12 protein-coding genes and 1 pseudogene are annotated in these 13,705 nt (G+C 71.2%); 8 read left to right on the top strand and 5 right to left on the bottom strand.

What is annotated here, in order from left to right:
- Positions 1 to 15 precede the first annotated feature (15 nt).
- A complete protein-coding gene (locus ABZ208_RS04890; protein ID WP_356908149.1) occupies positions 16 to 825 on the bottom strand; it encodes an HAD hydrolase family protein in 810 nt (269 codons plus the stop codon).
- Positions 826 to 1,046: 221 nt separating this feature from the next.
- On the opposite strand from ABZ208_RS04890, the gene ABZ208_RS04885 reads away from it, so the two are divergent.
- Together ABZ208_RS04885 and ABZ208_RS04880 are read left to right on the top strand one after the other, a co-directional pair.
- Positions 1,047 to 1,559 (top strand): hypothetical protein, encoded by a 513-nt coding sequence (locus tag ABZ208_RS04885; protein ID WP_356908148.1) that lies wholly within the window; start codon positions 1,047 to 1,049, stop codon positions 1,557 to 1,559.
- 277 nt (positions 1,560 to 1,836) lie between these two features.
- A pseudogene (locus tag ABZ208_RS04880) lies at positions 1,837 to 2,225 on the top strand (ATP-binding protein).
- 77 nt (positions 2,226 to 2,302) lie between these two features.
- On the opposite strand, the gene ABZ208_RS04875 reads toward ABZ208_RS04880, so the two are convergent.
- From ABZ208_RS04875 to ABZ208_RS04860, 4 genes are all read right to left on the bottom strand, one after another.
- Complete coding sequence (locus ABZ208_RS04875; RefSeq protein WP_356908147.1) at positions 2,303 to 2,668, bottom strand: hypothetical protein; 366 nt, start codon at positions 2,666 to 2,668, stop codon at positions 2,303 to 2,305.
- A 33-nt stretch (positions 2,669 to 2,701) separates the two neighbouring features.
- Positions 2,702 to 2,854: a polymorphic toxin type 30 domain-containing protein gene (locus ABZ208_RS04870; RefSeq protein ID WP_356908180.1), complete on the bottom strand. Its 153-nt coding sequence runs from the start codon at positions 2,852 to 2,854 to the stop codon at positions 2,702 to 2,704.
- A gap of 552 nt (positions 2,855 to 3,406) precedes the next feature.
- Positions 3,407 to 4,153, bottom strand: a complete 747-nt coding sequence (locus ABZ208_RS04865) for a hypothetical protein (protein WP_356908146.1) — start codon at positions 4,151 to 4,153, stop codon at positions 3,407 to 3,409.
- 56 nt (positions 4,154 to 4,209) lie between these two features.
- Positions 4,210 to 5,070 (bottom strand): LysR family transcriptional regulator, encoded by an 861-nt coding sequence (locus ABZ208_RS04860; RefSeq protein ID WP_356908145.1) that lies wholly within the window; start codon positions 5,068 to 5,070, stop codon positions 4,210 to 4,212.
- 283 nt (positions 5,071 to 5,353) lie between these two features.
- On the opposite strand from ABZ208_RS04860, the gene ABZ208_RS04855 reads away from it, so the two are divergent.
- The 6 genes from ABZ208_RS04855 to ABZ208_RS04830 all read left to right on the top strand — a co-directional run bounded on the left by ABZ208_RS04855 (position 5,354) and on the right by ABZ208_RS04830 (position 13,694).
- Complete coding sequence (locus tag ABZ208_RS04855; RefSeq protein ID WP_356908179.1) at positions 5,354 to 6,250, top strand: EamA family transporter; 897 nt, start codon at positions 5,354 to 5,356, stop codon at positions 6,248 to 6,250.
- A gap of 145 nt (positions 6,251 to 6,395) precedes the next feature.
- Positions 6,396 to 7,190 (top strand): TIGR03084 family metal-binding protein, encoded by a 795-nt coding sequence (locus ABZ208_RS04850; RefSeq protein ID WP_356908144.1) that lies wholly within the window; start codon positions 6,396 to 6,398, stop codon positions 7,188 to 7,190.
- 44 nt (positions 7,191 to 7,234) lie between these two features.
- A complete protein-coding gene (locus tag ABZ208_RS04845) occupies positions 7,235 to 8,947 on the top strand; it encodes an acyclic terpene utilization AtuA family protein (protein WP_356908178.1) in 1,713 nt (570 codons plus the stop codon).
- A gap of 16 nt (positions 8,948 to 8,963) precedes the next feature.
- Positions 8,964 to 10,562, top strand: coding sequence for a carboxyl transferase domain-containing protein (locus tag ABZ208_RS04840; protein ID WP_356908143.1), 1,599 nt, complete (start codon positions 8,964 to 8,966; stop codon positions 10,560 to 10,562).
- Positions 10,563 to 10,569: 7 nt separating this feature from the next.
- Entirely contained in the window at positions 10,570 to 12,537 is a 1,968-nt protein-coding gene (locus tag ABZ208_RS04835) for a biotin carboxylase N-terminal domain-containing protein (protein WP_356908142.1), read from the top strand.
- Entirely contained in the window at positions 12,534 to 13,694 is a 1,161-nt protein-coding gene (locus tag ABZ208_RS04830; protein WP_356908141.1) for an acyl-CoA dehydrogenase family protein, read from the top strand. Before ABZ208_RS04835 ends, ABZ208_RS04830 begins: the two co-directional genes overlap by 4 nt.
- Positions 13,695 to 13,705 lie beyond the last annotated feature (11 nt).

Raw genomic sequence — 13,705 nt, 5'->3', positions numbered from 1 at the left:
AGTAGGGCCGGTGAGTCAGCCGATGCCGTAGAGGCGTTCGAGGACCTCGGCGACGCCGTCCTCCTCGTTGCTCGCTGTGCGCAGCGGAGCGGACGCCAGCACATGCGGGTGGGCGTTGCCCATCGCGTAGCCGGCTCCCGCCCAGCGCAGGATCGTCAGGTCGTTGGGCATGTCGCCGAAGGCGACGACGTCCTCGGGGCCGATGCCGCGCTCCGTGCACAGCGCCGAGAGCGTGCCGGCCTTGGTGACGCCCGGCGCACTGATCTCCAGCAGGCCGCGACCGCCGGAGTGCGTGAACTGTGCGGCGCCGCCCGCGGAGTTCTCCGCGATCGTCAACAGCATGTCCGCGTCGAACTGCGCCGAGCAGGCAAGCAGTTGCACGATGGGTGCGTCCACCAGCCACAGGTCGGCGAGCGACGACACCGCGAACTCGGCCTCGGGGACGCCGAACCGCAGCCCGTACGCGGGCTCGTACAGGACACGATGGCCCGTCTCCACGGCGAAGCCCAGCCCCGGGGCGGCAGCGGACAGTGCGGTGGCCACATCGCGGGCAACGGGCAGAGCGAGGGCGCGGGACGCGGTGACGGTGCGCGTCGCGAGGTCGTACACCAGCGCACCGTTGCTGCACACGGCAGTTCCGACGAGGCCGGTCAGGGCGGCGGTGATCAGGTCGACGAACCGCGGTGGCCGGGCGGTCACGAAGACGACGTCCGCCCCGGCGTCGGTGGCGGTCCGCAGGGCACGCAGGGTCCGCTCCGAAAGGGTGCCGTCCCTGCGCAGGAGGGTGCCGTCCAGATCGGTGGCGATGAGCCGGGGCTGCGTCATCGGCAAAGGCTACCGAGGCGTTCCGGCCGGGGAGCGTTCCGGCCGGTGTGCGTCCGCCTCGGTTCCGGCCATGAACGGGTGCCAGTCGTATGCCGCGTTCACCTGACTCACGGAAAGGGAGGCCATCACCGAACGCCGAGGTCGCTGCCGGGCCGGCGATGCGCTCCCGGTAATGTCCGCTTGTTCGAGCCCCAGGCGGGGCTGCGTAGGGGAGGGGCGCCATGAGTGGTACGGAATCGATCGACAGCACATGGTGGTTGAGCACCGAGGAGGGCGGGGTGCTCGCGGGCCGCTGGTGGAAGTGGGCTCTCTCGGCCCCGGACAGCGTGAGCCCGGTGCGGGACGCCACAGGCGAGCACGCCGCCTGGAACCAGCCGGACGACCTCTGGTTCCTCGCAGGAACCTACGGTGGCCGCGTGGAGCGACGCTGCGCGATCCCCTCGGACCGGCCGGTCTTCTTCCCCGTCCTCAACATGCAGCACACCAGGGAACACTCGAAGGTCCCCCTGTCCCTGGCGGTGGCGCAGGCGACGGCATCGCTCAACGGCGTTCCGCTGACGCTCCAGGAGTTCTCGGCTCCCTTCCGGACCGGGTTCACCCGCCGATACGCCTGGGGAGTCTGGGGCGGGATCACGCCGCTCAGCCCGGGTCAGTACGTCTTGGAGATCAAAGGGGAGAGCATGGGCGGCTTCTGGGTCGACACGACGTATCACCTGGAGGCGAAAAGGCCCTGACTCCGGGCGCATCCGGCGCATGCCCTCGCGTGGGCGGATGTTCGCCGACCACGAGGTGGTGCCTGCGGACCGGACGCCGTCGCATGAGGAATCCGCTGCTTCTGCTGTTGTGGCCGGTCCGCACCGCCCGTTGCAGACCGGCCCCCAGCCCCGAGGTGTTGTCCCTGCGCCGGCGGGTCAGCCCCGGCCGCCGCTGAGCTCGCGGGAGGTTCGTCAGTGCGCGCAGGGCCGGGTGGGGCGTGGCGGCCGCGCCAGCCGGTCGGCCACCCGAGTATCCATCGCTTCTCATCCCCCAGAAACCGCCACCCCCACGGCTGAGTTCACCCAGCGCCTAACGTCCACCCGCCGCGGCGCCCGCCTGGCCCGCACCCGGCACCTGGCGCCTGGCGCCTTGCACCAACTCGACGCCTGGGGCATCCCGTACGGCAGCGACGTCTCCGGCGCAGCGGCGCAGATCGTCGCCGAGCTGCCGCGAAGGTCGTGACGCACGGCTGCGTCCCGGGCCGCGACTTCGAACTCCGCCTGCTGCTGACGGAAGCAGCCCTCCGCATCGAGGGCTCCAACGCCCGGAATGAACGCGAGCCGGAGGTGGGGGAGCCGACCTCCAGGGCAGAGGCAGGCCGCGGCCTCCATCTGGTCGCCGCGCTGGCCATGGCCTGGGCGTGACCGCGGTCGGTCGGCAAGACGGTCTGGGCCGAACTGGAATTGCCTGAGCTGGTCAACCGATCGGCTGCCGTACCTCGTCACGCACCTGCAGAACCTGCTCCGCGGGCGCGTTGAAAGTACTCACCGGATAGATAGTCGAAGTGCTCCAGCTCTGAACCCTGAAGTGTGTTGCGCTGGAGACGCTGCAAAGGCGCAAGGTCATTGGCCTCAATGAATCCGGTCGCCGTGAGTTCGCTTAGAGCGTTCAGTTCGCTTTCCCGGCAGCCCGAAACGGTTTCCAGCATTACGACGGAGGACAGCAGGGCAGCGACCATCCTCGCTTCTCGGCAGTCAAAAGAATGAATCCAGTCGCAGACTGTTTCAGATGATTCCTCTCGCGCTTCAGGGGATGTCGAGATCAATCCGCGGACAATCTTGAGGAGATTCTCATCGCCTACTGTCATGAGTTTTCCGTGTGGTTGTAGTCGTCGGGCGATTCAGAGGCCATTGAATTCTTCCGGCCAGACGATGTGGGTTGCGGCAGCAGCGTCGTCGTTATGGTGCTCGCTTCGCGGATTGTGCACCTCCCTATGGTAGAGGTTGCCTAGCATGTCTTGGTATCTGCCCGATATCTGAATTCGCCGCAGCACGCCGGAATTCACTCAGCAACACCGCAAACTCACGCCGAGCAAGGGTCAGTCGCTCATCCGACCGATATGCGTGTGTGGCTGCCGTAGTACCCGGACTCGTCTCCACAGAAGGGTGTTCCGATGGTGCATCGTTCAAGTAGGCGAGTCTGGAACGCTGTTCGGGCCTCGATGTTTCGTCCCCGTGATCGGCCATGCACGGAATGCTGCCTGATCACCTTCCCAGCAGCAACGGACGAAACTGGTCACCGATGGTCATAAGTGGTGTGCTTCTCGCCATAGTTATCCATGTCGACGAGATGCCGTTACTTGACCAGTGGCCGCGCCACGTCCCCGACAGGCGCAACGCTCCGTGTGCGTGCCGAGCAGCCGCTTCCGGTGGTGCGTCTGGGGTGTGCTGGAACTGACGGTGACGGCGTCGAGGTCAGCGCGCGACATCAGGTGAGGTGGCGGGACTGGCAGCCCGGCCACATCGCGGGGGGTGGGCCCGCGAGGCCGTCATTCTGCAGGCTCAGGACGATCTGTGCGGGGTTGCCGCGGGTCAGTTCGTCGACCTCATCTCCGCCCTTCCCCCTCAAGCAGCGATTCGATGACATGGGCGAGCCGCCGGAAGTCTCGCTTGATGGCCTCCGGCGACCTTGAGGACGGAAGGAGAACCTCGTACAGGAACGCGACGCGCCACATTCGGAAGACATCCCGAGCTGCGTCATCCCGATCGATACCGGCCACGGTTGCGGCGAGGCCGATGATCTCGAGGATGAGTTCCGAGCCTCGTTCCTCCTCGATCCCGCTGTGCGATGCCGCTCCCACCAGGGCATGCATGAGCTGCGTCAACTGGATGTCAACGCCGGCGCGGACCATTCGTCGTACGGAGAGAGGTTCGTCCAGGTGCGGCGAGAACTGCTCGATACAGCCTGACCAAAGGAGGAGGGACGGGGCTGCGATTTCATGTTCGCGGTGGTATCCCAGCTCGTCATGAATGGCCATGGCTCCGGCATGGAAGTCCCCGACGTCGCGCACAGCGGCCAGGATCCGGTCAAGCTCCCTGCGGCGAGGTTCGAGGAACTGGCCTACAGATATGTGCCGTAGGGGCTTCTGCGGGCTCGTTCCGGACGCGGCTCCCAGCTGGATGATGCCGCCCAGCGGTCCGAAGATCTCCCGGGCGAGCGAGACTTCACGTTCTGTGGGCACTTCGTTTCTCATCCGACCTGCCCTCGCACCGTGTTCTGGTAGCGCGTCGTCCAAGTCGGCACGTCTGGAACGCTGTTCGGGCCTCGATGTTTCATCCGTGAGGTCGGCCATGCACGAAATGCTGCCCGATCACCTTCCCTGCAGCAACGGCCCCGGTATCGGCGAGGTCAGCCCCGCCGGCCGCTGAGCTCGCGGATCAGGTCCGTCAGTGCGCGCAGGGCCGGGTGCGGCGTGGCGGCGCGCCAGACGAGGAGGACCGGGACCGGCGGGGCGTCCGTCAGCGGGAGGTAGGCGACGCCGGGGTTGGTGTGCATCTCGGCGGTGGAGGCCGCCGAGATGCCGACACCGCGGCCCGCGGCGATCGCGGTGAGCCAGTCGTCGGTGTTGCTGACCGTGAGCGTGGTGGCCGGACGGGCGGGGGCCGGCCAGAGGTCCGGGGTCGTCATGCCGGAGACGGTGTTCAGTACGAGGGGTTCGGCCGTCAGGTCGGCGAGGGTGAGCGAGGTGCGGTCCGCGAGCGGGCCGTCCGCCGTCACCGCTGCCACGCGGGGCTCCGTGAACAGCACCTCGGTGACCAGGCCGGGGGAGTCCACCGGGCGGCGCAGGACGGCGGCGTCGACCTCGCCGCGGGTGAGTCCGGCCGTGCGGTCGTCGATGCGCAGGAGTTCCAGCGGGGTGTCGGGGTGCTCGCGCTCCCAGCGGCGCAGCAGCGGTGTGGTGTACGGGCCGAGGGCGGACCAGGCGTGTCCCAGTCGCAGCGGCCTGCGGCGCAGCCGGGTGGTGTCGAGCGCGTCGTCGAAGGCGGCGACGGCGGCGGCCGCCTTGTCGCGGAACGCCAGTCCCTCGGCGGTGAGCGCGAGATGGTGGGTGGACCGGTCCACCAGGCGGATGCCGAGGTGCTGCTCGAGAGCGGCGAGGGCGCGGGAGACGCTGGGCTGGGTGAGGCCCAGACGGGCGGCGGCGCGGGTCACGCTCGATTCCTCGGCGATGGCGAGGAAGCAGCGGAGATGGCGCAGCTCGATGCTCATACGTCTGGAGCATAACGGCAGTGAGACCTGCATTTCACGGGAGGCGTGCGGGTCCGTAGCGTGGGAGGGGTGAGCAAGGGGCCGCCACGGCCCCGGCCGAAATCATCAGGGAGGCGCTGAGGTGCGGGACGCACACGCCGGAGGCGGTACGGGACCGGCCTCGCCACGCGGCACGGCGCAGGCGGCCGTCCCTGCCGGGGGCGCGCCCGGCGGCTCGACGGGATCGGCCCCTGCGCGCGGCGCGGCGGCCGTCGAGGTGTCCGAGGCCGCCGCCTCGGTCGTACTGCCCGAGGCCGCCGGTGCGCTCGACGCGCAGCGGGCCGGGGGTGGCCCCTCCCGGCGGGCGCTCGGGCCGGTGGCCCTCGTCGTCGCCGGTGCGCTGTCCGTGCAGTTCGGCGCCGCCATTGCCGTCATGCTGATGCCGCGTGCCGGTGCCCTCGGTGTGGTCACGCTGCGGCTCGTCCTCGCCGCGCTCGTCCTGCTCGCCTTCTGCCGGCCCCGGCTGCGCGGGCACTCGCGCGCCGACTGGGGCACGGTGGTCGCCTTCGGCACCGCCATGGCCGCCATGAACGTGCTCTTCTACCAGGCCGTCGACCGCATCCCGCTGGGCGCGGCCGTCACGCTGGAGGTCCTCGGTCCGCTCGCGCTGTCGGTGATCGCCTCGCGGAGGCTGGTCAACCTCCTGTGGGCGGGGCTCGCGCTCGCCGGCGTCGTCCTGCTCAGCGGCGGCGGGTTCGACCGGCTCGATCCGGTCGGTGCGGCGTTCGCCCTGGCCGCGGGCGCGATGTGGGCGGCGTACATCGTCTTCAGCGCCCGCACCGGGCGGCGCTTCCCGCAGGCCGACGGGCTGGCGCTGGCCATGGGCGTCGGTGCGCTGCTCAGTCTGCCGCTGGGCATCTGGGAGGCCGGGTCCACGCTGCTGGTGCCCTCCACGATCGGGCTCGGGCTTGCGGTCGCGCTGATGTCGTCGGTGCTGCCGTACACGCTGGAGCTGCTGGCGCTGCGCAGGCTGCCCGCGCCGACGTTCGCGGTGCTGATGAGCCTGGAGCCGGCGATCGCGGCGACGGCCGGATTCCTTGTGCTGCATCAAGCCCTTTCGCCGGCCGAAGGGTTGGCGATCGTGCTGGTCATCGCCGCGAGCATGGGTGCGGTGCGGACGCAGGTGGCGGGAAAGCGCTAAAAACGAAAGCAAGCATGCTTGCTTGTTTCTCGGTGCGCTGTCATGCTCCGGGGCACACGTCCCCTGGTCTTCGACGCGTGGTCTTCGACACGTGGCCTCGACAGGGGGCCCCGTGCCCAACGCCGTGCCCCCGAGGGAGCGCATCGTGTCCGATCCGGCCGCCGTACTCGATGACCTGCGCAGCGAGAGCGAGGAACTCGACGAGCTCGTCGGGGAGTTGAGCCCCGAGCAGTGGGCGTCCCCGACCCCCGCGGCGGGCTGGAGCGTCGCGCACCAGATCGCCCATCTCGCCTGGACCGACCGGGCCGCGCTGATCGCCGTCACCGACCCCGAGGGCTTCGCCGCCGAGGTCGAAACAGCACTCACGGCGCCGGACTCGTTCGTCGACGACGGTGCGCACGAGGGCGCCGCGCTGCCGCCCGCGGAGCTGCTGGCCCGCTGGCGCGCCGGCCGTGACAGGCTTCAGCAGGCCCTGCGCGAGGCCCCGGCGGGGAGCCGTTTCCCCTGGTACGGGCCGTCGATGAGCGCCGCCTCGATGGCCACCGCCCGCCTGATGGAGACATGGGCGCACGGCCAGGACATCGCGGACGCGCTCGGCGTCACCCGCCGCCCGACCGTGCGGCTCGCCCAGGTGGCCCGGATCGGGGTGCGGACCCGGGACTTCGCGTTCGGGGTGCACGGCCTGACCGCGCCCGCGGAGCCGTTCCGGGTGGAACTGACGGGCCCGGACGGCGAGCTGTGGACGTACGGCCCCGAGGACGCGGCGCAGAAGGTCGCCGGGCCCGCGCTGGACTTCTGTCTGCTGGTCACCCAGCGGGCGCACCGCGGCGACCTGTCGCTTCGGGCGCAGGGCGAGGACGCGGACCGCTGGCTGGACATCGCCCAGGCCTTCGCGGGCCCACCCGGAAAGGGCCGCGAGCCCACGGGAGCCGGCGCGTGACCGGCCCGGAGAGCGGAGCCGCACCGGCCGCTCAGGCCGCGGCGATGCCCGGCGACGCGACCGATTCCCGGTCGTCAGGCGCGCAGGTGCTGCGTATCGGAAACGCCTCCGGGTTCTACGGAGACCGGTTCGACGCCGTGCGCGAGATGCTCACCGCCGGCCCCCTCGACGTGCTCACCGGGGACTACCTCGCCGAGCTGACCATGCTCATCCTCGGCCGCGACCGTCTGAAGGATCCCCGGCTCGGGTACGCCAAGACCTTCCTCAGGCAGCTCGAGGACACCCTCGGGCTCGCCCACGAGCGCGGGGTGAAGATCGTCGCCAACGCCGGCGGCCTCAACCCCGCCGGGCTCGCCGACGCCGTCCGCGAACTGGCGGCGAAGGTCGGCGTCCCCGTCCGTGTCGCCCATGTCGAGGGCGACGACCTCGCCGCCCGTTTCCCCGGCGCGCTGACCGCCAACGCCTATCTCGGCGGGGCCGGCATCGCCGCCTGTCTGCGGGCCGGGGCGGATGTCGTCGTCACCGGGCGGGTCACCGACGCGGCGCTCGTCACCGGGCCCGCCGCCGCGCACTTCGGCTGGGGACCGGACGATCTCGACGCGCTCGCCGGCGCGGTCGTCGCCGGTCATGTGCTCGAGTGCGGCACCCAGGCCACCGGCGGCAACTACGCGTTCTTCAACGGCCACGACGTACGCCGTCCCGGCTTCCCCCTCGCGGAGATCCACGCCGACGGCACCTCGGTCATCACCAAGCACGACGGCACCGGCGGCCTCGTCGACGTCGGCACCGTCACCGCGCAGCTGCTGTACGAGACCGGGGGCGCCCGCTACGAGGGGCCGGACGTGACCGCCCGGCTCGACACCGTACGGCTCACCGAGGACGGCCCCGACCGGGTACGGATCTCGGGTGTGCGCGGCGAGGCCCCGCCGCCCACCCTCAAGGTCGGGCTCAACCGGATCGGCGGCTGGCGCAACGAGGTCGTGTTCGTGCTGACCGGGCTCGACATCGAGGCCAAGGCCCGCCTGGTGCGGGAGCAGCTGGAGGACGCACTCGGCGAGCACCGGCCCGCCGAGGTGCGGTGGGAGCTGGCCCGTACCGAGGCCTCCGACGCCGACACGGAGGAGCGTGCGAGCGCCTATCTGCGCCTGGTCGTGCGCGACCCGGACGCCGGACGGGTCGGGCGCGCGGTCTCCGGCGCGGCCGTCGAGCTCGCACTCGGCAGCTACCCCGGCTTCCATGTGACAGCCCCGCCCGGCAAGGGCGCGCCGTACGGGGTCTTCGAGGCCGCGTACGTCCCGGCGGGCGAGATCGAGCACACTGCGGTGCTGCCCGACGGGGTGCGGTACGTGATCAAGCCGGCGGTACGGACCGGGCCGACGGCGGCCGAGGAGCCGGGCACGCTGCCCGAGCCGCTGCCCGACGGGCCGCGCCGCGCGGCCCCGCTCGGGCTGGTCGCGGGCGCCCGCAGTGGCGACAAGGGCGGGTCCGCCAACGTCGGGGTGTGGGCCCGTTCCGACGACGCCTGGCGGTGGCTCGCCCACGAACTGACCGTGGAGCGGCTGCGCGTGCTCCTCCCGGAGACCGCCGAACTGCCCGTCGTACGGCATGTCCTGCCGAATCTGCGGGCCCTGAACTTCGTGGTCGACAAGATTCTCGGCGAAGGCGTCGCCGCCCAGGCGCGTTTCGACCCGCAGGCCAAGGCGCTCGGCGAGTGGCTGCGCTCGCGGTACGTCGACATCCCGGAGGTGCTGCTGTGATGCCGGAGGTTGTGCTGTGACCGTGTTGGCGTCGGCCGTCGATCCGACGAGCCCCGAATACGCCGCCCACCGCGACGCGATGCTCACCAAGCTCGCCGAACTCGACGCCGAGCACGACAAGGCGCTCGCGGGCGGGGGCGAGAAGTACGTCGCCCGCCACCGGAAGCGCGGCAAGCTGCTGGCCCGGGAGCGCATCGAGCTGCTGCTGGACCCGGACACGCCGTTCCTGGAGCTGTCGCCGCTGGCCGCCTGGGGCAGCGACTACCCGGTCGGCGCGTCCATGGTCACCGGCATCGGCGTCGTGGAGGGCGTCGAGTGCGTGATCACCGCCAGCGATCCGACCGTGCGCGGCGGCGCGTCCAACCCGTGGACGCTGAAGAAGGCCCTGCGCGCCAACGAGGTCGCGTACGTCAACCGCCTGCCGCTGATCTCGCTCGTCGAGTCCGGGGGCGCGGACCTGCCCTCGCAGAAGGAGATCTTCATCCCTGGCGGGGCGCTGTTCCGGGACCTCACGCGGCTGTCGGCGGCGGGTGTTCCGACGATCGCCGTCGTGTTCGGCAACTCGACGGCGGGCGGGGCCTACGTACCCGGCATGTCGGACCACACCATCATGATCAAGGAGCGGTCGAAGGTCTTCCTCGGCGGGCCACCGCTGGTGAAGATGGCGACGGGCGAGGAGAGCGACGACGAGTCGCTCGGCGGCGCCGAGATGCATGCGCGGACCTCGGGTCTCGCGGATCACTTCGCCCTGGACGAGGCGGACGCCCTGCGCCAGGCGCGGCGGGTGGTCGCCCGTCTCAACTGGCGCAAGGCACATGCCGATCCGTCCCCCGCCCAGCCGCCCAAGTATGCCGAGGACGAGCTGCTGGGCATCGTGCCCGGCGATCTGAAGACGCCGTTCGACCCGCGCGAGGTGATCGCGAGGATCGTCGACGGGTCGGACTTCGACGAGTTCAAGCCGCTGTACGGGCCGAGCCTGGTGACGGGATGGGCGTCGCTGCACGGCTATCCGGTGGGGGTGCTGGCCAACGCCCAGGGCGTGCTGTTCTCCGCCGAGTCGCAGAAGGCCGCGCAGTTCATCCAGCTGGCCAACCAGCGTGATGTGCCCCTGGTGTTCCTGCACAACACCACCGGCTACATGGTGGGCAAGGAGTACGAGCAGGGCGGCATCATCAAGCACGGCGCGATGATGATCAACGCGGTGTCGAACTCGCGCGTCCCGCATCTGTCGGTGCTGTTGGGCGCGTCGTACGGCGCCGGTCACTACGGCATGTGCGGCCGGGCCTACGACCCGCGGTTCCTGTTCGCCTGGCCGAGCGCCAAGTCGGCGGTGATGGGCCCCCAGCAGCTGGCGGGTGTGCTGTCGATCGTCGCGCGGGCGTCGGCGGCCGCCAAGGGGCAGCCGTACGACGACGAGGCGGACGCGGGACTCCGGGCGATGGTCGAGGCACAGATCGAGTCCGAGTCCCTGCCCATGTTCCTGTCCGGGCGGCTGTACGACGACGGGGTCATCGACCCGCGTGACACCCGGACGGTGCTGGGGCTGTGCCTGTCCGCGATCCACACGGCACCGGTCGAGGGCGCGCGCGGCGGCTTCGGCGTCTTCCGGATGTGAGGGCCTGATGATTCAGACTGTTCTTGTCGCCAACCGGGGCGAGATCGCCTGCCGCGTCTTCGGTACCTGCCGCGAGCTGGGGATCGCGACGGTGGCGGTGTACTCGGACGCGGATGCCGGTGCGCTGCATGTGCGGGAGGCGGACGCGGCGGTACGGCTGCCGGGGGCGGCGCCGGCCGAGACGTATCTGCGCGGCGAGCTGATCGTGAAGGCGGCGCTGGCGGCGGGCGCGGACGCGGTGCACCCGGGGTACGGATTCCTGTCCGAGAACGCGGAGTTCGCGCGTGCGGTGGCGGATGCCGGTCTGGTGTGGATCGGTCCGCCGCCCTCCGCGATCGAGGCGATGGCGTCCAAGACGCGGGCGAAGGAACTGATGGGCCTGGCGCCCCTGACGGACGTGGCCGAGTCCGACCTGCCGGTCCTGGTGAAGGCGGCGGCGGGCGGCGGCGGCCGCGGTATGCGGATCGTCCGCACGCTCGACGCGCTGCCCGGCGAGCTGGAGGCCGCCCGCTCGGAGGCGGCGTCCGCCTTCGGGGACGGAGAGGTGTTCGTCGAGCCGTACATCGAGCGGGGCCGCCATGTGGAGGTCCAGGTCCTGGCGGACGCGCACGGGACGGTGTGGGCGCTGGGAACGCGGGACTGCTCGCTGCAGCGCCGCCACCAGAAGGTCATCGAGGAGTCCCCGGCGCCGGGGCTCGCCCCCGAACTGGTCGCCTCCCTCCACGATGCGGCGGTCTCGGCGGCACGGGCGGTGGGCTACCGGGGCGCGGGCACGGTGGAGTTCCTGGTGTCCGAGGACGGCCGGGCGCACTTCCTGGAGATGAACACGCGCCTCCAGGTGGAACACCCGGTGACGGAGGCGGTGTTCGGCATCGATCTGGTCGCGCTCCAGATCCTGGTCGCGCAGGGCGAGCCGCTGCCACCGGCGCCGCCGGTGGCGCACGGCCACGCGGTGGAGGCCCGTCTGTACGCGGAGGACCCGGCCACGGGCTGGACGCCGCAGGCGGGGGTGCTGCACGAGCTCTCCTTCCCCGCCCGCCCGCCCGTGAACGTGGAGGGTGGGACCCCCCACGCCCCCGGCGGCGCGCCCTGGGTGCGGGTCGACACCGGGTACACCGGTGGCGACACCATCGGGGTGCACTACGACCCCATGCTCGCCAAGGTCATCGCGTGGGCGCCCACCCGCGAGGCCGCCGTGCGCAGGCTCGCGTACGCCCTGCGGCGGGCGCGGGTGCACGGGCCCGTCACCAACCGGGAGCTGCTCGTACGGTCGCTGGAGCACCCCGACTTCGTGGGCGGGCGGCTCGACACCGGCTTCTACGAGCGCAACCTCGACGAGCTCACCGGGGCCGCGCCCGGTGCCGAGCCGGCCGCCGTCGCGGCAGCGCTGGCCGACGCGGCGGCGCGCACCGGACGGGCACCGGCAGGAGCCCCCGCCCTCGCCCAGCGCCTCGGCGCGTGGCGCAACCTCGCCTCCCAGGCGCAGACCAAGACCTACGGCGACCACGAGGTCCGCTACCGCCCCACCCGCGACGGCGGGTACGAGGTCCTCGACGCGCCCGGCGTGCGGGTCGTCGCCGCCCTGCCGCATCGCGTGGTGCTCGAAGTCGACGGTGTCGTACGGAACTTCGACGTCACCGCCTACGGCGACACCGTGCACGTCGACAGTCCTGTCGGCGCCCACACCCTCGCCGCGCGCCCCCGGTTCACCGATCCCGCCGAACGGGCCGAGCCCGGCTCGCTGCTCGCGCCGATGCCCGGGACCGTCGTGCGCGTCGGGGACGGGCTCGCCGAGGGCGTCCGCGTGACACAAGGACAGCCACTCGTCTGGCTGGAGGCCATGAAGATGGAGCACAAGATCGTCTCTCCCGCCTCCGGCACGCTCATCGCGCTCCACGCCGTACCCGGCCGTCAGGTCGAGGTCGGTGCCCTGCTCGCCGTCGTACAAGAAGTACAGGAGGACGAGGAATCATGAGCACCATCGAGAGCCAGGAGATCAAGTCCCTGCGGGACGCCGTCGCAGCCCTCGGGCGGCGGCACGGGCGGGACCACGACCGGCAGACGCTCTGGGGCGAGGCCGCCAAGCTCGGCTACCTCGGCGTGAACCTTCCCGAGGAGTACGGCGGCGGAGGCGGCGGCATGGCCGAACTCTCCATCGTGCTCGAGGAGCTGGGCGCCGCCGGCTGTCCGCTCCTGATGATGATCGTCTCGCCCGCCATCTGCGGCACCGTCATCGCCCGGTTCGGTACCGACGCGCAGAAGCAGAAGTGGCTGCCCGGCCTCGCCGACGGCAGCCTCACCATGGCCTTCGGCATCACCGAGCCCGACGCAGGGTCGAACTCCCATCGCATCACCACCACCGCCCGCCGCGACGGCGACGGCTGGGTCCTGACCGGCCGCAAGGTCTTCGTCTCCGGTGTCGACATCGCCGACGCGACCCTCATCGTCGGCCGCACCGAGGACGCCCGCACGGGCAGCCTCAAGCCGTGCCTGTTCATCGTGGACCGGGACGCCGAGGGCTTCGGGCGCTCGCAGATAGACATGGAACTGCGCGCGCAGGAAAAGCAGTTCGAGCTCGTACTCGACGACGTACGGCTGCCCGCCGAAGCGCTGGTGGGTGGGGGCACCTCCCACGCCGAAGGCTGTGGGGGAGAGGACGCCGGACTGCTCCAGCTGTTCGCCGGGCTCAACCCCGAGCGCATCATGACCGCCGCCTTCGCGATCGGCATGGGCCGCTACGCCCTGGACCGCGCCGTCGACTACGCGAAGACCCGCCAGGTCTGGAAGGCCCCCATCGGCGCCCACCAGGCCATCGCCCACCCCCTCGCCCAGGCGCACATCGAACTGGAGCTGGCCCGGCTGATGATGCAGAAGGCCGCCGCCCTCTACGACGCGGGCGACGACATCGGCGCGGGTGAGGCCGCGAACATGGCCAAGTACGCGGCGGGTGAGGCCTGTGTGAAGGCTGTCGACCAGGCCGTGCACACCCTCGGCGGCAACGGACTCACCCGGGAGTACGGTCTGGCGTCCCTCGTCACCGCCGCCCGCGTCTCCCGGATCGCCCCGGTCAGCCGGGAAATGATCCTCAACTATGTGTCCCACCAGTCCCTGGGTCTCCCCAAGTCGTACTGACGCACGACATT

Source organism: Streptomyces sp. NPDC006208 (assembly GCF_040613775.1).
GTDB lineage: Bacteria > Actinomycetota > Actinomycetes > Streptomycetales > Streptomycetaceae > Streptomyces.
Note: the sequence above shows the minus strand (reverse complement) of the source record. Positions and strands in the feature narration are given on the sequence as shown.

What these genes read in the sequence shown, in the direction of transcription:
- ABZ208_RS04890 (WP_356908149.1), bottom strand. Translation starts at nt 825, where the DNA reads ATGACGCAGCCCCGGCTCATCGCCACCGATCTGGACGGCACCCTCCTG.
- ABZ208_RS04885 (WP_356908148.1), top strand. Translation starts at nt 1,047, where the DNA reads ATGAGTGGTACGGAATCGATCGACAGCACATGGTGGTTGAGCACCGAG.
- ABZ208_RS04875 (WP_356908147.1), bottom strand. Translation starts at nt 2,668, where the DNA reads ATGACAGTAGGCGATGAGAATCTCCTCAAGATTGTCCGCGGATTGATC.
- ABZ208_RS04865 (WP_356908146.1), bottom strand. Translation starts at nt 4,153, where the DNA reads ATGGCCGACCTCACGGATGAAACATCGAGGCCCGAACAGCGTTCCAGA.
- ABZ208_RS04860 (WP_356908145.1), bottom strand. Translation starts at nt 5,070, where the DNA reads ATGAGCATCGAGCTGCGCCATCTCCGCTGCTTCCTCGCCATCGCCGAG.
- ABZ208_RS04845 (WP_356908178.1), top strand. Translation starts at nt 7,235, where the DNA reads ATGCCCGGCGACGCGACCGATTCCCGGTCGTCAGGCGCGCAGGTGCTG.
- ABZ208_RS04835 (WP_356908142.1), top strand. Translation starts at nt 10,570, where the DNA reads ATGATTCAGACTGTTCTTGTCGCCAACCGGGGCGAGATCGCCTGCCGC.
- ABZ208_RS04830 (WP_356908141.1), top strand. Translation starts at nt 12,534, where the DNA reads ATGAGCACCATCGAGAGCCAGGAGATCAAGTCCCTGCGGGACGCCGTC.